Here is a 19,854-nt window from a genome sequence, read left to right as displayed (position 1 = left end):
TCCTTAAATTTCATCTCTTTTGTAAATTTTACCGATAAACTTATCTACCTTATATGTTATGCCAAATAGCGCAGGCACCAAAAATAGCGTAAGGATCGTAGAGCTGATGAGTCCTGAGATGATAGATATCGCCATAGGCGAGTTACCCTCATAGCCCGCTCCTCTTGAAAGAGCAAGCGGAAGCATGGCAAATATCATCGCAAAAGTTGTCATAAGTATCGCTCTTAACCGCTTTGAGCCCGCCTTTATAATAGCTTCATTTACATTCATGCCCTCATTTGCGTATCTGTTTGCAAAATCTACAACCAAAATGGCGTTTTTGCCAACCATTCCAAATAGCAAAATCGCTCCGACCATCACGAAAAGGCTGAACGAATTTCCGCTTAGATAAAGCCCCACGGCAACTCCGCCAAATGCAAGCGGCATAGATATCATGATGATAAAAGGCATGATAAGGCTCTCATAAAGTGCGGCTAGTATCATGTATATGAGAATTACACTAAGGCTAATCGTAAATATAAACGCCTCGTTCGTATCATTCATAAGCTCGATAAAGCCCGTCATGCGGTAATCATATCCTTTAGGCAGTATGCTTGGGATTTGCTCATCGACAACTTTTTGAACGTTATCAAGCGGGATGTTATCGACGTTTGCCACGATTAGGATTTGGCGCTGTTTGTTAAATCGCATAATCGATGAAAAGGTCTTAGTAAGCTTAAAATTTGCGACCGAATTTAGCGCGACACTCTCGCCGCTTGCGCTTCTTATACGCAGCTTTTCAAGTGAAGATACATCTTTTCTATGCTCGTCATCAAACCTAAGCATTATGTCGTATTGGTCATTGCCGTCATCAAAAGAGCCGAGGAAATTTTGCCCAAAAGAGCCGTAAACCACCCTTGTGATATCATATTCGCTTATGCCTAGACGCTTGGCTTTTTCTTTATTTACCGAAATTTCAAGCTGATTTATCCTATCTTCGTTGTCGCTGCTTATATCGACAACTCCGCTAACGCTTTCTAAAATTTTCCTAGCCTGAAATAAAATTTCATCAAGTTTTTCCAAGCTATCACCCGTGATAACTAGCTGCACAGGCTCGTTTGCTCCGCCTGCATCAACCATAGGAAGGGCTGAAATTTTGATATTTAAACCATCGATCTTAAGCTTCTTTCTATACTCTTCCATGATTTGAGGCTGCCTATCTCTTCGCTCTTTTATGTCTTTTAATTTAGCGTAAATTTTAGCCTTAAAAGCATCCTTGGCGTCGGTATATCCTACGAGCATATAGGCATAATCCACACGCGGGTCTTTATTTAGCTCATCAAGCACAACCGAGGACTTTTCACTCATAGCAACAAGTGAAATTCCGGGCTGCGCTTTAATGAAAATTTCAAATTCACCATTATCTTCAATAGGCATAAAATCCATGCCGACTTTCATGGCAAGGCTAATACAAAGCGCAAGCAAGGCAAGGCTTAAAATAACAAATATAGTTTTAAATTTTAAAATAATCGCTAAAAGCCACGCGTAGCCGTTTTCAAGAGCGACGAAAAAAGGCTCTGTAAGATGAAAAAATTTGCCCTCTTGCGCGTTTAAAAATCTAGCCCCAAGGCTTGGTATAAGCATAATAGATACAAAAAACGACACCACGATACCGCCCGCTACGCTCATGGCAAAGGAGTTAAAGTATCTACCCACAATGCCTTCCATGAACGCAATAGGCACAAATACGCAAAGCAAAACGGCACTTATAGAAAGTACGCTAAATGTTATCTCGCCCACTCCCGCAAAACTTGCTTTTAGCGGGTTTGTCTCGCCCTCTTGCATCTTTTTTGAGATATTTTCTATAACGACTATCGCATCATCGATAAAAATTCCGATCCCAAGCGTAAGTGCTATCAAAGTAAGGCGATTTAGATCAAATCCAAGCATATCGATAATAAAAAACGTCCCGATAATGCTCGTAGGTATGGAAAGTGCAGAGATAACGGTAGAGCTAAAATTCCTAAGAAAGAAAAATACTATAAAGATGGTTAAAACAACCCCAAGCACCATATCAAATCCAACCTGCCTGATGTGCTTTGTGATGTTTTCACTGTTATCAAAGGCGATCTTTAGCTCATACTCGCTGCCCACGATCTGCCTTAGCTCATCTATCTTAGCTTTTACGTTTTCTATCGTAGCTAGCGCATTTACTCCGCTTATCTTTAAAAGCTCAAGCATGACGCCTTGCTTGCCGTTCATCACGGCGATACTGTCGGTATCTTTTTTATCAAGCTCTATGCGCGCGACATCTTTTAAAAATATCCCGCTTGCAAGCCTAAGCTCTTTAAGCTCATCTATGCTGCTTGCGTCAAAATTGCTCTTTAAAAAGAGTTCGGAATTTTCGTTTTCAAGCTTGCCTAAAGGGGCTTTTAAGTTTTGAGTCTTGATCAAATTTACGACATCGTTTGCATTCAAACCGAATTTATCAAGCTTAAAAGGATCAAGGTAAATTTTCACCTGAGGCTGCAAAAATCCCGTATCATCAACCTTGCCTATCCCGTCAATGCGCTGCAAAAATGGCTTTACCTTCTCTTCCACAAGCTTCATAAGAGCGACTTCATCGCCACTATTTGAGCTTATAAATATGTTTAAAATTCTATCGCCCGTTCCTTTGATCTTTTCTATCTCGCTTCTACCGTCAACGCCCGCCTTACTTACCTTATCTCGCACGTCATCGGCAGCTACGTTGATATCTTTTTCAAGGTCAAACTGTATAAGCACCACGCTTAGATTATTGTAACTGTATGAGTGAATTTTATCTATGCCGTCAATAGTAGAGATCTCATCTTCTATCTTTTTAGTGACTTTTGACTCGATTAAATTCATATCTCCACCCGAGTAAGTAGTGATCTTAATGAGCGGAATTTCAATTTCGGGAAAGAGATTTACGGGCATTCTTTGTAGCGACATGACGCCAAAAACGACAAGCGACATAAATATCATCAAAGTCGTTATGGGTCTATTTATGGCAAATCTATACATCTATTTCACCGTTATATATCCCTCGCCAAAAAGCCCCGGCATAAGACCTTGCGCATAAACTTCAGCGTAAATTTTACGTGTTTTCATATCTATTTTAGGATAAATTAAAGCTATAGCGCCTACCATTTCTTCGTTTGAGCCGTCAAGCTTATACCTAAACTGGCTTCCTACTTTTACTACATCTTTAAATTTCTCATCATAGCTGATCATAAGCTTAACTTCAGGATATGAAAATATACCAATGAGCCTTTGAGCCACTCCGCCTACACCTTCGCCTACTTCGATGCTCTTTTTGGATATTGTGCCGTCAAAAGGAGCTTTAAGAAGTTTGTTTTCAAGCATTTCGTTTGCGTTTTTGATAGCGATTTTTGCCTTTTGCACCGCTAAACTAGCTCGCTTAAACTCAAATTCCGCATCCTCGTAAGCCTGAGTAGAAGTTACGCTTTTTACTTTTTTAAAGCGTTCCAATATATCTTTAGCGTGCTTAAGAGCCAAATTTGCAAGCTCTAAATCATTTTTAGCCGCTTCAAGCGCGATTTTTTCACTCTCGTTTTCAAGCTCAACTAAGACATCGCCCCTTTTTACCATATCAGAAACATCTACATTTACCTTTTTAACTATACCAAAGCTCTTTATGGCAAGCTCTGCGCTGTGTTTAGCCACTACGTCAAAATTTGCATAAATTTGCTCTTGCGCAGATAGTATCAGGCAAAGAGTGGTTAAAATTCCTAAAATTCTATTCATCGCTCTACTACTCGCTTTAAAATTTCCTCGCCGTTTTCATACAAAAACTCGGCCTTTTTTATCTCGTATTCATCCTTGCTCAGCTCAAGCCCGCTTTGGGCTTCAAATTTAGCCGTTAACGCCTGCAAAAACTCCACATATCCGCTAAGTCCCGCTTCATATTTTTTAAAAACCCCTTCATAAGAGCTATCGGCGGCTTTCAATGCCAGCTCATGGGCGTTAATTTTTTCTTTTAAGATATTTAATTCGTTTTTTAAATTTTGCAAATTTATCCTATTTTCAAGCCTCTTTTGCTCCAAATTCAAAGCGGCTTGATTTGACGCTATTTGTTTAATCTGCTTCTCTTTGCTAGTTGCTTCAAAATCAAAAATTTTCCAAGAGAAACCAAGGGTTATCTCGTTTGTCCTGTGTCTTTTCTTAAAAATCGTATCAAGATACGGCGTTATGGCCTGAAACCTAGGATCAAGCGAAGAGAAGTCGTTGTCAAAGTCGTTTCGGTAAACGGAGTAAGTGTCTTTAATGAAAATTTGCGGAAGCGTGGCTGAGCCTGCGATCTTTATATCCTCACGGCTTGCCTTAAATTCTTCTTCAAGGACTTTAAGAGCCGTTTTGTTTGAACCCTGCGCCAAATTTGGCTCATCTATCCTGGAGCCGCTTGAAGGGGTTAAAATTTCATTTGTGAGCAGATTTATCTTGCTGTTTATCTCATCTTGCTTTTGCTTATAGCTTAGCGCTTCAACCTTTGCAGCGTGAAATTTAGCCTTGATCGCTTCAAACTCATCAATCGCCGCAAGTCCGGCGGAGTAAAATTTCTCAAGCCTATCAAGGGCGTTTTTAAGATAGTTTATCTGAGCCTCTTTTGCTTTTATGATCTCATTTAGCGCAATAAAGTTAAAGTAAAGCCTGCAAATATCAAGAGCAAGAGAGTTTTTAAAATCCTCATTTTTTAAAATTTCACTTCCGTGCAGGTGCTTAAGCGCGGTCAAGCTCGCCTCTCTTTTGCCTCCGTCATATAACAAAAACTCGATACTGGCTAAAATTTGAAGGCTTTGCTTTGGAGTTAGTATGCTAGGATCTAGCAAATGATAATTGTATCCGCCTTTTAAGTTTAAATTTGGCATATAAGAGCTGCGAACGCTTTCGTGCTTAAGCTGTGATTTTTGAGGCTGCATGCTTGAAATTTGAGCTAAATTTGAGCTGTGAGCTAAATTTATGATCTCGCTTAGACTGCTTGCGCTTAAACTTAAGCCAAGAGCGAGCGCCAGATAAGCCTTTTTCATACTAAGCTCCGCTATGGCTTAGATGTTTAATCGGAAGATAAAATTTGTACTTAAATGCCATCTTTGCCATCCTTTTTTCAATTTTAGCACTAAATATCTAATGAAAACTCCGCACTAAATTCATCACAAGTAAATTCCAGCCGTCCACAAGCACGAAGATAAGCAGCTTAAAAGGCAGCGAGATCATCGTAGGCGGAAGCATCATCATACCCATACTCATAAGCACCGAGCTTACAACCATATCTATAACCAAAAACGGCAAGTAGATCAAAAACGCTATCTCAAAAGCGGTCTTTAGCTCGCTTATCATAAATGCGCTCATAGTTATAGTTAGCGGAATTTCTTCGATATTTTGCGGATTTGGCAAATTTCTTATGCGGAAAAACAGAGCCAAATCCTTTTCTCTGGTATTTTTTATCATAAATTCTTTAAACGGCTTAACTCCCTCTTCAAATGCGACTTGATAGCTTATCTTCTCATCCAGATAGGGCTTAACGGCTACGTCATAAGACTGCTTAACCACAGGCTCCATGATAAAAAACGTAAGTACCATGGCAAGTGAGATAAGCACGGTAGATGGGGGCATTTGCTGAGTTCCCATCGCTTGACGCAAAAATGAAAACACGATAATAAGACGCAAAAAGCTTGTCATCATAAAAACAAGCGAAGGCGCAAGGGTTAGTATCGTTAAGACGATTAATACGTTTAGCGAGGTTACGAGTTGTTGTGGCGTATCGGGTGCCGTTAGGGTTAAATTTACGGTCGGGATAGTTACAGTATCATCGGCAAATAGCACAAAAGCGACCGATAATAATATCAGTACCTTTTTCACTGAGCTCCTTGCATGTCAAGTATGCTTTTTTGCGTTTTTTCTTTATTTTTAGAATTCATAGATATGAAGTGAATTTCTACTCTACGATTTTTCTCCCTGCCTTGCTCTGTTGTGTTTGGAGCAAAAGGCTCAAATTCAGCTTTAGCTGAAGCCATCAGTTTTTTAGGATTGACTCCATTTTTGATAAGCTCATCAACTACACTCATGGCTCTTGCGGATGAGAGTTCCCAATTGTTTTTATATATACTTAGACTATCTGGCGTTTGATTATCGGTATGCCCTATAACGTTTGCTACGATATCTTCGGGAAGCTTATCTATCACCATAGAAATTCGTCTTAAAAACAAAATCGCATCATCGTTTTGTAAATTTGCCTTACCCTTTTCAAATAACAAACTAGCAGGCAATCTTATGATAAATCCATCCTCGCTCTCTTCAAATGATACTTCCGGAGATCCGCTTGCATGCAAAAGCTCATTTATGGATTTTACAGTCTGCTGAAATTTTGATTGTATATCAGTGGTTGGTAGCTTTGCAGCGGAGTGAAATTCCTCATTTTGTTCAGCCGCTACGTCAGGTCTTCTTCCGCCTTCAAGCACACCCAAAGCTCCGCTAAGTGAGCCTATAGCCGCTTCAAGCTTTTTGGCATCCATAGTACTCATAGAAAGAAGAAGGACGAAAAAACATAGTAAAAGAGACATCAAGTCACCAAAAGATGCAAGCCACGCCGGCAAACATTTAGGACAATCAGCCGGATCAATTAGTTTTTTAGCCATTTTTATTACCTATCAAACTGACTTACTCTATCTTTTGGCGGCAAAAAGGATAAAAGTTTTGTTTCAAGAGTTCTTGGGTTGTCACCTGCTTGAATAGCCATAATACCTTCGATTATTATTGTTTTAGCAAGGCTTTCATCCTTATCGCGAATGCTAAGGATATTTGCCACCGGAGCTCCTAGTATGTTTCCTATCATCGCTCCATAAAGAGTGGTTATCAAAGCAACAGCCATAGATGGACCAATCGCCGAAGGATCTGACATATTTAAAAGCATCGCAACAAGTCCGATTAGCGTTCCTATCATACCCATAGAGCCTGCAAAACCTGCAACCTGATCAAAAATTTTAATATTATCAGTATGTCTTGAGCTGGTTTGCTCCATATCTATTTCAAGCAAAGCTCTAATGGCGTCTGGCTCATTACCATCTACAGCCATAGAAAGGCCCTTTTTTAAAAATTCGTCAGTTTCGTTGTTAGCGTCATTTTCAAGAGCTAAGATTCCATCTCTTCTTGCTTTCGTAGAATATTCAACCATTTTTTTAACTATTTCAGGAAGATTAAAAAGTTTTGGCTTAACTGCAACACCATAAAACGTAAACAGCTTTTTCATCTGCTCCATTTTAAAGCCAACTAATAGACAACCAGCAGTTCCTCCAAAAACAATCATAACAGATGGAATATCTATATAAGGACCGATACCAACGCCTATGGCCATCGAGCCAAATAGCAAAACCATAATCAAAATCCAACCAACAACGGTTCCTAAATCCATTCTAAACCCTCTTTGCAGTTAAAATTTTTTACTATTTTAATTTCTTTTAGTTGAAAAGCAGTTAAAATTTGATTAATATTAGCTCTTTTTTAAATTTTTATAGATATAGATAAAATATATTGATAATGAAATAGAAACGCTATCTTGTCTTTGAATAAAATTAGTAATAATTATTAAAGTTGTATACTAATAATTAAGATATTAGTTAATCAACTATTTAGCAACTACAAGATAAAATTTATTTCAAATTTTTAAACACCTCGAGGAATTAAAATGAGCAATATAGGCGTGGTAGTGCTTGCTGCAGGTCTTGGAACAAGGATGAAATCAACAAAACCGAAAGTGCTTTTCGAGCTTTGCGGAGAGGCTATGATAGTGCATATTTTAAGAAAAGCCTACGAAATAAGCGATGATGTAAGCGTGGTTTTAAGCTATCAAAAAGAGATTGTAGAGGCTAAAATAAAAGAATTTTTCCCAAAAACAAAAATTTATGAGCAAAATTTAAAAGAGTTCCCTGGCACGGCAGGAGCTCTTAAAGATGTTTGCCTAACAAGTGAAAAAACAATCATAATGTGTGGAGATATGCCTCTTGTAAAAACAAACGATCTGATAAGACTAAGCTCAGCAAATGCCGATATATCCGTGAGTATCTTTGAATCAGCAAATCCTCAAGGATACGGTAGAGTCATCATGAACGGCAGCACTATAGAAGATATAGTCGAGCAAAAAGACGCAAGCGAAACCCAAAGGCTAATAAAAAGCGTTAACGCAGGTTGTTACTGCTTTAAAAGCGAGGCTTTAAAGAAAATTTTACCTCTCATACAAAACCAAAACGCACAGAATGAATATTATTTAACAGATGCTATTAAAATCGCAAATAAGCTAAATTTAAAGTGCAGTGCCGTCTTGGTGGATGAACAAAATTTTATGGGCATAAACGATAAATTTCAGCTAGATATGGCTCAAAATTTAATGCAAAAAGAGATCAAAAAAAAATGGATGCAGACTGGTGTATTAATGCGCCTAAGTGACACTATTTATATTGACAGCAGGGCAAAATTTGAAGATGAGTGCGAGATAGAAGAAAATGTCAGTATAATCGGAGAGTGCATTATCAAAAACTCTATAATAAAAAGTTCAAGTGTGATAGAAAATAGTGTTATAGAAGACTCAGACATCGGACCTTTGGCGCATATTCGCCCAAATTCTCATATAAAAGATACCCATATCGGAAATTTTGTAGAGGTAAAGGCTGGCAAGCTAAACGGTGCCAAGGCTGGACATTTAAGTTATCTTGGAGATTGTGAAATAGAAGAAGGCACAAATGTAGGGTGCGGGACTATCACATGCAACTACGACGGCAAGGCTAAACACAAGACTAAAATAGGAAAAAATGTCTTCATAGGCAGCGATACTCAACTAATCGCTCCAGTGACCATAGAAGACAATGTTTTAATAGCCGCAGGAAGTACAATAACTTCTGATATTCAAAGTGGCTCTCTTGCTATAAGCCGGACAAAGCAGGTTAACAAAAGCGGATTTTTTTATAAATTCTTTGGCACAAAAGATGAAAAATAAAAAAATTTTACTGGCCGTTTGCGGCTCTATCGCGTTTTACAAGGCTTTTGAGATTCTATCCATGCTTAAAAAAGAGGGAGCGGATGTTTATGTGATGCTTAGTGATGGGGCGCTTAAATTTTGCTCTTCGCTTGGATTTGAGGCCCTTAGTGATCACCCTATTTTAACGAGCCAAAGTGAAAATTGGCAGGCTGGGCTTAACCATATAAATTATGCCAAAATGGATCTAATTTTAATCGCTCCAGCCTCTGTAAATACGATAAACAAACTTGCAAACGGGATTTGTGATAACGTCTTTATGCAAACTCTAATAGCATCAAATGCGCCCATTTTAATAGCTCCTGCAGCAAATACAAAGATGATAGAGCACTTTTCTACCAAAAATAGCTTTGAGTTTTTAAAATCAAATGGGGTTAAATTTATAGACCCCATAGAAAAAACCTTGGCTTGTAAGGATTTTGGAAAAGGCGCGTTAGCTGATGCAGAAACAATAATTTACGAAGTAAAAAAATCTTTAAACGAGCCAAAATTTGAAGGCAAAAAAGTTATAATAACCGGCGGAGCTACTATAGAAAAAATCGATGATGCAAGGGCTATTACAAATTTTTCAAGCGGCAAGATGGCAAAGGCTCTTGCTGACGAGTTTTATTTCGCTAGTGCTGATGTAACACTAATAGCAAGTTTTGAAACAAACAAAACTCCATATCAAACTATAAAATTTCAAACATCTCAAGAGCTAAAAAGTGCTATAGATGAAAATTTACAAAACGCCTATATGCTTGTAATGAGTGCTGCGGTAAGCGACTATATCCCAAAAGAAAAATTCACTGGCAAGCTGAAAAAAGAGAGTCTTGGTAGCAACTGGGGTTTAAATTTAAGGCAAAACATAGATATTTTAGGCTCTTTAAAAGAGTTTAAAAATGTTAAAAAAATAGGCTTTAAGATGGAAATGGATGCAAAAAACGCCTTGACAAACGCTAAAAATATGTTAAAAAATAAAAATTTAGATGCGGTATGTTTAAATGTGTTAGATGATGAGGTAAAATTTGGCTCAGATGTAAGTAAAATATGCTTCATAACAGCCTCAGAAACTAAAGAGATAACTCTAAATTCAAAACAAAATATTGCAAGAGAGATCTTAAATTTGGCCTATAATTTATGATAAGTTCGATATCAAAAATACAAAAAATAGCAAGCGGAAATAAAAGCGCTATCATGCTTAACGCCTCACTTCCGGTAAGCATAAAAGTATTGGAAAAAACTGGCTTTAATAGATATAATTTAAAATTTGCAAACAAAACCCTAAGCACAAAAAGCATGAAAAATCTAAAAATAGGCGGAGAATATTGGGGTGAGATAGGCTCGGGAAGTGAAAATATAGTGATAAAAAATCTATATGAAAAGCCTAATTTAAAAGCCCATGACACACTCATAGATGGATTAAGTATTATAGAAAAATTGATAATCAATGATGATTTAAACTGGTTTTATGAATATATATTTTCAAATTTAGCATCCTGCAGGACAAAAGAAGGATATGAAATTTACGTAAATATGCTATTTGCCTTGCAGAAAAACATCATACATATTCCGTTTTTTTATAATGAGCATTTAGGAATTTTTCAGATGAAAAAAGATAATGAAAAAGCTCAAATTTATCTTATATTTTCAAATTTCGCTCCGCTACTTTTTAATATAAAAAACTCTCAAATCTTAAATATAACAACGCCTTTTGAAAAGGTTGCAAGGTTTTTAAAAGAGAAATTTGAGTGCGATGTAAATATTGGGGTATTTAACGAACTTTATACTCAAAGCAGCTCTATAATCGATTTTAAGGGATAATTTGAATAGTTTAAAACATTTGGCGATTATAATGGATGGCAATGGCAGATGGGCGAAAAAGCAAGGACTCATACGCACAAAAGGACATGAGGCCGGCGCAAACGTAGTCGAAGCCATGTGCGAGTTTTGTATAAGAAATGATATAAAAATTTTAAGCCTATACGCCTTTAGCACTGAAAATTGGAGTAGACCAAAAAGTGAGGTTGATTTTTTAATGGATCTACTTTTAAAATTCTTAGTTTCAAAAAAAGAGAGCTTTATAAAAAATGAGATAAATTTTAATGTGATCGGCGATATAATGCCTTTTAACGATAAATTAAGAGATGAAATTTCAAATTTAAAATCACTTACTAAAGACAATAAAAAGCTAAAGCTAAATTTGGCTATAAATTATGGTACTAAAGATGAAATTTTAAGAGCTCTTAAAAGAATGCAAGAGCAAAATTTAGATATTAATGAAGCGAATTTAGAAGCGAATTTAGATGAAAGTGAACCTATTGACCTACTAATTAGAACTGGTGGAGAAAAGAGACTTTCAAATTTTATGCTTATTCAGGCAAGTTATGCCGAGCTTGCATTTACCGATACTCTTTGGCCGGATTTTACAAGTTTGGAATTAGAAAAAATAGTTCAAAATTTTTATCAAATCAGTAGGAGATTTGGCGGATTATGATAGGTGCGATATTTTTTATTTTAGGTGCGGTTATCGGCTCTTTCGGAAATGTTTTGATATATAGAATGCCAAAGGGCGAAAGTATAAATTTTCCAGCATCTCACTGTCAAAGCTGTAAAACTCCGCTTAAATTCTATCACAATGTGCCGATGCTTTCGTGGATCTTTTTGGGCGGCAAATGTGGATTTTGCAAGGATAAGATTAGCTTTCAATATCCATTGGTCGAATTTTTAAGCGGAATTTTAATGCTGTCTGCTTATTTTTGTGAAACAGAGCTTCACGCGGCGGTGATAATTGGAACCTGCTTTATTATCCTGCTCTGCCTTAGCGTGATCGACTTTCGCTACAAGGCGGTTCCGGATCCTCTTTTATTCACAAGTCTTATTTTGGCTCTTATTTACGGGGTTTTACCCATATTTGGCAAAAATAGTGACTTTGATAGGCTAATTAGCGCCGTAATTTTCATGTTTGCATTTTGGCTGCTCAGATTTGTTGTAAGTATTATTATGAAGCGTGAGGCTATGGGAAGTGCGGATATCTTTATAGCAGGAGTTATGGGGGCGATTTTAGGTATTAAACTTGGGCTTATGTCGATATACATGGCGGCTCTTTTGACGCTACCCGCATACATGATAGTTAGAAAAAGAGGATACGAGCTACCATTTGTGCCGTTTTTAAGCCTCGGACTACTTATTGTTTATCTGCTAAAACCTCAATTTTTAGAACTTTTGGAAAAACTTTATGGGTAGAGTGAATAGCTATCTTTTTACCAACTTTATAAGCACTTTTGCTTCGCTGTTTTCGACACTATTTCTTATAATGTCGATAGTCTTTTTTATACAGATAGCGCGCATTACCTCATATATAGAGATAACATTCTTTGAGCTCTTTAAACTATATTTATTTATGCTGCCTCGCATACTACTTTTTACAATACCTATATCGTTTTTTGTTTCATTGGCGATGACACTTTTTAGGTTATCCAAAGAGAACGAGAGTATTGTGATCTTTACTTTGGGATACTCTCCAAATTTGGTTGCTAGATTTTTTATGCTAGTTAGCTCTATTGTTTCAGTTTTTTTACTAATAACTGCCATAGTCCTAATACCTACGGCAGCTGAATTAAATGGAAATTTCATAGAGTATAAAAAAACTATCGCAAAGCTAAATTTAAAGACAACTCAGTTTGGGCAGAAATTTTCAAACTGGATGATATACATCCAAAGTCAAAAAAACGATATCAACGGCACTACATATGAGGGTGTTACACTGTATTCACCACAAATTGATACCCAAAGGCTAATCATCGCTGAAAATGCAAAGATTATAAACAATAGATCAAACTTAGAACTTAGGCTAAATAACGGCAAAATTTATGATATCAAGGATGATGTCTGGCATCAAGCGGACTTTAAATATATGAAAATAAACACCTTCGCTAATGATAAAATTTCAAAAACCCGCTCTTTTTTAGAGTATTGGAACGATATTAATACGAATAAAAAAAAGGCTAGAGATTTTACTACCTATGTTCTAATAGCACTTTTTCCTATCGCCACTACCCTATTTGCATTAAGTTTCGGAGTGGTAACCTATAGGTATGAAAAAGGATTTGTATATTTTGGTACTTTTGGAGTTTTGTTTGCCTATTTTGCAATGATTATGATGTTATCTTCAAAGCTTTTTATAGCAATTTTATCAATATTTTCTCTATTTTTAATAAGCTCGATGCTATTTTACAAAAAAACGATTTTAAAAAGATATTAGATTGAAAATAAAACTAATATTTAGCTACGATGGCTCCAAATTTCAAGGCTCTCAAACACAACCGCACGAAAACGGAGTAGAAAATGAACTCGGTATAGCCTTAGCCCATATTGGAATCTTTGACAAGATAGTATCAAGCTCTAGAACCGATAAAGACGTGCATGCCAATAATCAAGTTGCAAGCGTTAGATGCGGAGATCATTTTAAAGACTTTAAAAGACTGGCCGATCTAATAAATCGCCACGCTCACCCGCATATTCATATAAAAAAAATTTTAAGAGTTGATGATAACTTTCATCCCCGATATAATGCTAAATTTAGGCAATATAGATATATTATAAATCATGGAGATTTTAACCCTTTTTTAAGTCAATACCAAACATTTTTGCCAAAATTTGACATAGATAGAGCAAATGAGCTTTTGGAGCTTTTTATAGGCAAGCATGATTTTAGTGCATTTATGAAGGTAGGAAGCGATACAAAAAGTCCGATAAGAGAAGTAAGTCAGGCATTTTGCTACTCTCACAAAGAAAAAACTATCATAGTTTTTAAGGCTAATGGATTTTTGAGAGCTCAAATTCGTTTAATGGTGGCTACAATACTAAAGGCTTTAAAGCTTAAAAATGGGGCTGATTTAATAAATTTAGCAATAAAAAACCAACAACCTCTTACGCGTATTCCAGCTCCACCAAACGGACTTTATCTAAATAGAGTTTTTTACTAAAATTATAAAATATCCCTTTGCCCTTTGGCGTTAACAGGACTTAGCACACCCATATACTCCATCTGTTCTATTATAGTAGCAGCCCTGTTATAGCCTATTTTGAGGCGACGCTGCAAGTAGCTTATGGATGTCTTTTGCTCGCTCAATACAATCTCTTTGGCTTCATCATATAGCTCGTCTAGTTCGCCACTGCCAATAGCTCCGCTAGAAGTAGAACCGACTCCTTCCGTGCCATTTTCAGCTAAAAATCTATCATCATATACGACATCTTGTTGAGCTTTTAGAAATTCCACTATCTTTTCTATCTCTTTTTCACTTGCAAAAGGTGCGTGCAGACGTATGATACCCGGGCTTCCAGGAGGAGTAAACAACATGTCGCCTCGTCCAAGCAAGCTTTCGGCACCCATTTGATCAAGAATGACCTTACTGTCTACTCTTTGCCCTACCCTATAACTAATGCGACTTGGCAAATTTGCCTTTATAAGTCCCGTTACCACATCCACACTTGGACGCTGAGTAGCCACTATAAGGTGTATTCCGCTAGCTCTTGCCATTTGAGCCAGGCGACCGATATATATTTCCACATCCTTACCGCTTGTCATCATAAGATCTGCTAACTCATCTATTATAACAACTATATATGGCAGCTGCTCTCCGCCTTCTGCTTTCATCTTCTCATTGTAGCTTTCGATATTTTTAGTACGAGTATGGCTCATTATCGTATATCTACGCTCCATTTCAGAGACCATATTTGCAAGTGCTGTTATAGCTTGTTTAGACTGAGTAATAACCGGTGTTAAGAGGTGTGGAATATCATTATAGATGCTAAATTCAAGCATCTTAGGATCTATCATCATAAGGCGTAAGGTCTGCGGACTATTTCTGTAAAGCAAACTTAAAAGCATGGCGTTTATGCCCACACTCTTACCGCTTCCTGTGGTTCCTGCTATAAGAAGATGAGGAAGCTTTTTAAGATCTGTTACGAAAGGTGCCCCCACTATATCCTTTCCAAGCGCGATAGTTAGAGGGCTTGAAGCGTTTTTATAAATTTCACTATCTAAAATTTCTTTTAAATATATTGTTTCTATATTTTGGTTTGGTACCTCAATACCTATTACGTCTTTGCCTGGAATTGGCGCTTGAATACGTATTGTTTGGGCGCGAAGAGCCATGGCAATATCATCTTGCAAGGTCAAAATCTTACTTACTTTTATATGTGGAGCCAAACGAAACTCGAATGTAGTTACAATAGGGCCGGTGTAGGTGCGAACCACATCACCATCTATCTTAAATTTGCGAAGTTTATCCAAAAGATCTGAAATTTTCTGATCAATCTCAACCTCATTTATATTATGTGAACGCCTTGGGGGATCGTTTAGAAATTTAAGCGGTGGAAGCTCAAAATCCTTTGGTTTTTCTACCTTACCCTTATCAAGCTCATCTAGCAGCTTCTTATTCTCCACTACTTCATTTAAAATCTCGACTCCATTTATAGTAGAAATTTGCGTTTTTTCTTCACAATCCAAAATCTCATCATATCCAGATAAATTCTGCTTTGTTTCATCTTGGTTTAAATTTTCTATATTTTCACGCTTTTTCTTTTTTGCAATCGTTTTTGGTTCTTTATATTGAGCTTGTGTTAAATTTTTAGGCTCTTTTTTTGTAGGTTCCACAAAGGCTCTTTTTAGTATTATCACTATATTCTCTTGAGCAATAAGCCCAAAAGCCAAAACGAAAATCATAGCTATAAAAACCCATGTGCCTATAACTCCGATGATATCCTTTAAAGCTAAAATCGCAAAATTACCTATAAGACCGCCATAATCAGAGTTTGAATTAGCCTGAAACATCAAAAACGCAAAAAATAAAAGTATAACCCCAGAAACTATCTGCGCCAAATCCCAATCAAGATTTTTTACGAATTTACAAATATAGTAAGCAAAGAAGATAAAAACAAAAGGGTAAATATAGCCGATAAATCCAAACAGTTTAAAGTTTGTTTCACCTAAAATTTTACCAAAGCTCCCTACAAAATTTGCATCAGGAGCTATGGTAGCAACTCCAAAAAACATTAAAAAACATATAACAACAACTAAAATCGACTCTCTTAAAATTTTAAATCCTTTATAAAAGCCTGATTATAGCGTATTTTTACATATAGTTTAATAGAGTTAGCTGATTAACCTTTGCAACAGATTGCAACATAGCTTGATATGACATCATTTTTTGCATAAGATGCATATAAGTCTCTCCATAGTCGGCATCTACTATCTCTGATTTTACTGTTTTAACATTTACCGATAGTATGCTTGCTCTTGTATTTGTGTCTTTTAATGAGTTAGAAAGAGCACCTACCTTGGTATGTAGCTTATTTACGTGATCAAATATATGATCTATCCTCTCTATTGCGCCTTGGATTCCAGAATTTCTAGGATCTGGTCCATTTGAATCGGCACGATACTGTCCTAGTCTTACAGCCTCTATCATATTATCAAGATCGCTAAATATATCCACGCTTGGCACATCTATATCAAGTGCGTTGTTCGCAGAAAAGGTAAAAACAGAGCCAACTCCTTGAGAAGTAGCCGGAGTATTACCAGTGCTATCACCGGCAAAAATATCCGAATTTCTTCTATCAAAAATAGCAACCTCAATAGGAGTATTTGTATTTTGCTTATCAGTTATCTTAATTCTTCCTCTATGATCCATATTTACCTCTACACTACCTTGAGCATCTTTAATGGCCTGTTTATACGCATTAAAGCTATCATCAACCGCAGGAATATTATCATTAACTGTAAATGAGATAATATCATTTAATTGTTTAAATGTCATATTTTTAGATGCTGTTTGGATACCATTAGCTTGATTTGTAGTAGCATTATAAAAGCTATCCCAGACTCTAGAATTATAATCAACAGCATTTCCAGCAGGATCGTTTCCTGTAATTCTTATTTTCGCATTTCCGCCAGCTTCAAAATCCAAATTAATTGTATAGTTTCCGCCATGCTTTGACTTGATACTCATCTGCAAAGATTGTCCATCAATATCATATTTTCCACTCTCGTCATTGTATAAATTTTTAGTTCCGGCAACCTCACTTAATGTAGTATTATCTGTCGCAAATTCTCCGCTTTTTCTTGCGATCTGAGAAACAGTACCTACAACATGCCTGCCGTCATTTTTAAATTTCACCCTATCGTAATCAAAGGCATTGGTTTGATTACCATTTATATCCCTGTAATTGCTTTTAACAAATTCCGTTACCACAAAGTCGTTTGGATTTGCATTTACCATAGCTTCTAAGCCCTCAAGACTATTAGTAGGATTAAAATGATTAGAAGCCGCATTGATATTGGCAGCGGTAAGAGCTTGCTCGTTATCTAATTTTCTTGTAACACCTATCATATGAAAATCTATTACCTGATTTCCTTTTGATAGATCTTTGATATTAAATTGCCCTTCGTTATTTATCGTGACATCTACAACTCTATTATTTGGAGTATTTCCGTATTCGGTTCCGATTTTTTCCATGAGATCTTTTATGGAAGCGTCAGCTGTCATTTGAAATTTACTTGTAAAAGTTGTTCCGTCAGGCTTTTTACCCTGTAGATAAAATGTCGTATTTTGAAATGATTTTGCATTAGGTCCGCCAAAATCCAAATCGGATAGAGTTTTTTCATCCTTAACATAGTTAAATCCGATCATATTTCTGATTTTGCTCTCTTCGTTAAGATATTTTATATTATCATGTCTATTTAAAACGCTTTGATCGGTTAGCATTACATTTGTGCTTATATGCTTGTTATAATCACCATCTCTACCTAGAAATAACTCTTCTCCTGGCATATTATAAGCTAGCTTAACCTGTGAGCCTCCGACCACTCTCATCTCTTGAGAATTTCCAAAATACTGATTTGTAGTGCCATTTATTGGCTTTGTATTAATAGCGCTTCCAGAGAATAAAAACTGTCCATTTATAGATGTGTTTGCGATATTTACAAGATGGTTTTTTATGCCTTGCAGATCATTCGCCAAAGCCTCTCTTGAAGTTTTTGAATGATGCTCATTTCCGGCTTGAACAAGCTTTGTTTTAAACAATTCAAGTTTTTCTTTAAATTCTTTTAAGGCTTTATCCGTATTAAGAGAAAAACTGCCAGCCTTAGAAGTCGCATCTTGAACTTGATTTAGCGTTGCAACCTCATAATCAAGCCTCATGCCATCATTATAAATACTGCTATTCTCAAATGAATTTTGTATCTTTAATCCGCTTGAAATTTGAGTATTTAGCCTATAAAGTTCCTTCATATTTACTTGATAGTTGTATGTATCGTTAAATTTCATTAGTTGATTGGTAATACGCATATCTATATCCTAATATTTCTATAAACTTTTAGAAGCAATTTAAGTTCCAATTCATGAATTATCGTCAAATTTAAAAATTTATTTAGTTTAGAGTATTATTAGACTTTAAAATTTTACTTTTATCGAGGTGGTTGTGAAAATTTTATTCTCTCCAAGCGAGGCAAAAAGTGCTGTAAAATCAAATAAATTTATAGACAAAAATAGCTTTATATTTCCAGAGCTATATGATCTAAGAATTGAAATTTTAAATCAATACAATGAATTTTTAAAAAGAGCTACAACAAGCGAACTATCAAAGCTATTCGGACTTAAAAATTTAGAAGAGTGCGAAAATTTAAGAGAGGACATTTTTAAAAAAAGTGTTATAAAAGCTGTTTTAAGATACGAAGGCGTAGCCTACAAGCACTTAAACTATAAAAATTTAGACACTAAAGCTCAAAATTTTATCGATAAAAACGTAATGATATTCTCAAATTTATTCGGAGGCATTTTGGCTGGAGATGAAATTTGTGAATATAAACTAAAGCAGGGAGAAAAAATAGACAAATTAAATATTGAAAAATTTTATAAAGAACATTTTTCCTTAGCAATAGATAACTGGCTCAAAGATGATGACATACTAGACTTAAGAGCTGAATTTTATGAAAAATTTTATGAAATAAAAAAGCCTTTTACGACTTTTAAATTTATAAAAAATGGCAAAGTCGTAAGCCATTATGCCAAAGCTTACCGAGGAATTATTTTAAGAGAAATAGCAAAAGCAAGGATTGAAACAATTGACGAACTAAGCAAATTGAATTTAGAGAATTTAATGCTAATTGATATCAAAAAAAATGGATTCAAAAATGAGTTTTATATGCAAATTTTATAAAAAATTCACTTTTTTTATAAAAAACTACATTTTTTAATGAAATTTAGGTTTCAAAACTATTGTTTTTTTTCAAAAAACGTTGTAAAATGCCTATATATCACTTCTTAAAAGGATGGTTCTATGAAAAAAGCTGAATTTATTCAAGCTGTCGCCGAAAAGGCTGGTCTTTCAAAAAAAGATTCTCTAAAAGCTGTTGATGCCGCTCTAGAGACAATCAAAGAAGCTCTTACTGCTGGCGGTAGCGTTAGCTTCATAGGTTTTGGTACTTTTAGCACAGCTGATAGAGCTGCAAGAAAAGCTAGAGTTCCAGGAACTAAGAAAGTTATTGATGTACCTGCTAGTAAAGCGGTCAAATTTAAAGTTGGCAAAAAGCTGAAAGAAGCAGTTGTTGCTACTACAAACAAAAAAGGCAAAAAGAAATAATTTCTTTTCATAGAAGCTCCTTGCGGAGCTTCTTATTTATCCAAAATTTTAAATATTCTTTCAAAATTTAATATATCTTTTATCTCTTTTAGGTAAAATACAATTCTTTTTGGCCCGAGTGGTGAAACTGGTAGACGCGCCAGACTCAAAATCTGGTAAGGGCGACCTTGTGTCGGTTCGAG

17 protein-coding genes are annotated in these 19,854 nt (G+C 36.0%); 9 read left to right on the top strand and 8 right to left on the bottom strand.

Going from position 1 to position 19,854, the window contains the following annotated elements; genetic code table 11:
• Positions 1-3: 3 nt before the first annotated feature.
• The 6 genes from CDOM16190_RS07915 to CDOM16190_RS07890 all read right to left on the bottom strand — a co-directional run bounded on the left by CDOM16190_RS07915 (position 4) and on the right by CDOM16190_RS07890 (position 7,429).
• On the bottom strand, positions 4-3,024 hold the full coding sequence (locus tag CDOM16190_RS07915; RefSeq protein WP_170019917.1) for an efflux RND transporter permease subunit: 3,021 nt from the start codon (positions 3,022-3,024) through the stop codon (positions 4-6).
• Positions 3,025-3,768: an efflux RND transporter periplasmic adaptor subunit gene (locus CDOM16190_RS07910; protein WP_169974779.1), complete on the bottom strand. Its 744-nt coding sequence runs from the start codon at positions 3,766-3,768 to the stop codon at positions 3,025-3,027.
• The gene (locus CDOM16190_RS07905) at positions 3,765-5,048 is read right to left on the bottom strand and encodes a TolC family protein (RefSeq protein ID WP_170019915.1); all 1,284 of its coding nucleotides are present in this window, start codon (positions 5,046-5,048) and stop codon (positions 3,765-3,767) included. The genes CDOM16190_RS07910 and CDOM16190_RS07905 overlap by 4 nt, the downstream gene beginning before the upstream one ends.
• A 97-nt stretch (positions 5,049-5,145) precedes the next feature.
• A complete protein-coding gene (gene fliP / locus CDOM16190_RS07900; RefSeq protein WP_169974783.1) occupies positions 5,146-5,880 on the bottom strand; it encodes a flagellar type III secretion system pore protein FliP in 735 nt (244 codons plus the stop codon).
• Positions 5,877-6,656, bottom strand: a complete 780-nt coding sequence (locus CDOM16190_RS07895; protein WP_169974785.1) for a flagellar motor protein MotB — start codon at positions 6,654-6,656, stop codon at positions 5,877-5,879. The genes fliP and CDOM16190_RS07895 overlap by 4 nt, the downstream gene beginning before the upstream one ends.
• A 5-nt stretch (positions 6,657-6,661) precedes the next feature.
• Positions 6,662-7,429, bottom strand: coding sequence for a motility protein A (locus tag CDOM16190_RS07890; RefSeq protein WP_169974787.1), 768 nt, complete (start codon positions 7,427-7,429; stop codon positions 6,662-6,664).
• A 273-nt stretch (positions 7,430-7,702) separates the two neighbouring features.
• Between CDOM16190_RS07890 and glmU the strand changes: the two genes are divergently transcribed.
• The 7 genes from glmU to truA are packed head-to-tail and all read left to right on the top strand — an operon-like array spanning position 7,703 to position 14,013.
• Positions 7,703-9,007, top strand: a complete 1,305-nt coding sequence (gene glmU / locus CDOM16190_RS07885) for a bifunctional UDP-N-acetylglucosamine diphosphorylase/glucosamine-1-phosphate N-acetyltransferase GlmU (protein ID WP_170019913.1) — start codon at positions 7,703-7,705, stop codon at positions 9,005-9,007.
• The gene (gene coaBC, locus CDOM16190_RS07880) at positions 8,997-10,169 is read left to right on the top strand and encodes a bifunctional phosphopantothenoylcysteine decarboxylase/phosphopantothenate--cysteine ligase CoaBC (protein WP_170019911.1); all 1,173 of its coding nucleotides are present in this window, start codon (positions 8,997-8,999) and stop codon (positions 10,167-10,169) included. Before glmU ends, coaBC begins: the two co-directional genes overlap by 11 nt.
• Entirely contained in the window at positions 10,166-10,849 is a 684-nt protein-coding gene (locus CDOM16190_RS07875) for a hypothetical protein (RefSeq protein WP_170019909.1), read from the top strand. The genes coaBC and CDOM16190_RS07875 overlap by 4 nt, the downstream gene beginning before the upstream one ends.
• Before the next feature lies 1 nt (position 10,850).
• Positions 10,851-11,522 (top strand): polyprenyl diphosphate synthase, encoded by a 672-nt coding sequence (uppS, locus tag CDOM16190_RS07870; protein WP_170019907.1) that lies wholly within the window; start codon positions 10,851-10,853, stop codon positions 11,520-11,522.
• Positions 11,519-12,271, top strand: coding sequence for a prepilin peptidase (locus tag CDOM16190_RS07865; protein ID WP_170019905.1), 753 nt, complete (start codon positions 11,519-11,521; stop codon positions 12,269-12,271). Before uppS ends, CDOM16190_RS07865 begins: the two co-directional genes overlap by 4 nt.
• Entirely contained in the window at positions 12,264-13,289 is a 1,026-nt protein-coding gene (locus tag CDOM16190_RS07860) for an LptF/LptG family permease (RefSeq protein WP_170019903.1), read from the top strand. Before CDOM16190_RS07865 ends, CDOM16190_RS07860 begins: the two co-directional genes overlap by 8 nt.
• Position 13,290: 1 nt before the next feature.
• Positions 13,291-14,013 carry a tRNA pseudouridine(38-40) synthase TruA gene (gene truA, locus CDOM16190_RS07855; protein WP_170019901.1) on the top strand — a complete coding sequence of 241 codons (723 nt, stop codon included), beginning with the start codon at positions 13,291-13,293 and terminating at the stop codon, positions 14,011-14,013.
• A gap of 2 nt (positions 14,014-14,015) precedes the next feature.
• Here the strand turns inward: truA and CDOM16190_RS07850 are convergent, their stop codons facing one another.
• Together CDOM16190_RS07850 and CDOM16190_RS07845 are read right to left on the bottom strand one after the other, a co-directional pair.
• Positions 14,016-16,085 carry an FtsK/SpoIIIE family DNA translocase gene (locus CDOM16190_RS07850; RefSeq protein WP_170019899.1) on the bottom strand — a complete coding sequence of 690 codons (2,070 nt, stop codon included), beginning with the start codon at positions 16,083-16,085 and terminating at the stop codon, positions 14,016-14,018.
• Between the two features lie 79 nt (positions 16,086-16,164).
• Complete coding sequence (locus tag CDOM16190_RS07845) at positions 16,165-18,378, bottom strand: flagellin N-terminal helical domain-containing protein (protein WP_170019897.1); 2,214 nt, start codon at positions 18,376-18,378, stop codon at positions 16,165-16,167.
• A gap of 133 nt (positions 18,379-18,511) precedes the next feature.
• Between CDOM16190_RS07845 and CDOM16190_RS07840 the strand changes: the two genes are divergently transcribed.
• Entirely contained in the window at positions 18,512-19,249 is a 738-nt protein-coding gene (locus CDOM16190_RS07840; RefSeq protein ID WP_170019895.1) for a YaaA family protein, read from the top strand.
• A 120-nt stretch (positions 19,250-19,369) separates the two neighbouring features.
• Entirely contained in the window at positions 19,370-19,672 is a 303-nt protein-coding gene (locus CDOM16190_RS07835; protein WP_169974808.1) for an HU family DNA-binding protein, read from the top strand.
• The last annotated feature ends 182 nt before the right edge of the window (positions 19,673-19,854 follow it).

The sequence above is a fragment of the Campylobacter sp. RM16190 genome, from assembly GCF_012978835.1.
Classification (GTDB): Bacteria; Campylobacterota; Campylobacteria; order Campylobacterales; family Campylobacteraceae; genus Campylobacter_A.
The sequence above is the reverse complement of the archived record's forward strand: the minus strand, read 5'-3'. Positions and strand labels throughout refer to the sequence as shown.

Bases quoted from the DNA above. Each gene is read 5' to 3' on its own strand.
- CDOM16190_RS07905 (WP_170019915.1), bottom strand. From the start codon at position 5,048: ATGAAAAAGGCTTATCTGGCGCTCGCTCTTGGCTTAAGTTTAAGCGCA.
- CDOM16190_RS07895 (WP_169974785.1), bottom strand. From the start codon at position 6,656: ATGGCTAAAAAACTAATTGATCCGGCTGATTGTCCTAAATGTTTGCCG.
- CDOM16190_RS07865 (WP_170019905.1), top strand. From the start codon at position 11,519: ATGATAGGTGCGATATTTTTTATTTTAGGTGCGGTTATCGGCTCTTTC.
- coaBC (WP_170019911.1), top strand. From the start codon at position 8,997: ATGAAAAATAAAAAAATTTTACTGGCCGTTTGCGGCTCTATCGCGTTT.
- CDOM16190_RS07860 (WP_170019903.1), top strand. From the start codon at position 12,264: ATGGGTAGAGTGAATAGCTATCTTTTTACCAACTTTATAAGCACTTTT.
- CDOM16190_RS07835 (WP_169974808.1), top strand. From the start codon at position 19,370: ATGAAAAAAGCTGAATTTATTCAAGCTGTCGCCGAAAAGGCTGGTCTT.
- CDOM16190_RS07875 (WP_170019909.1), top strand. From the start codon at position 10,166: ATGATAAGTTCGATATCAAAAATACAAAAAATAGCAAGCGGAAATAAA.
- CDOM16190_RS07910 (WP_169974779.1), bottom strand. From the start codon at position 3,768: ATGAATAGAATTTTAGGAATTTTAACCACTCTTTGCCTGATACTATCT.
- CDOM16190_RS07890 (WP_169974787.1), bottom strand. From the start codon at position 7,429: ATGGATTTAGGAACCGTTGTTGGTTGGATTTTGATTATGGTTTTGCTA.
- CDOM16190_RS07915 (WP_170019917.1), bottom strand. From the start codon at position 3,024: ATGTATAGATTTGCCATAAATAGACCCATAACGACTTTGATGATATTT.
- glmU (WP_170019913.1), top strand. From the start codon at position 7,703: ATGAGCAATATAGGCGTGGTAGTGCTTGCTGCAGGTCTTGGAACAAGG.
- CDOM16190_RS07850 (WP_170019899.1), bottom strand. From the start codon at position 16,085: ATGTTTTTTGGAGTTGCTACCATAGCTCCTGATGCAAATTTTGTAGGG.
- CDOM16190_RS07845 (WP_170019897.1), bottom strand. From the start codon at position 18,378: ATGCGTATTACCAATCAACTAATGAAATTTAACGATACATACAACTAT.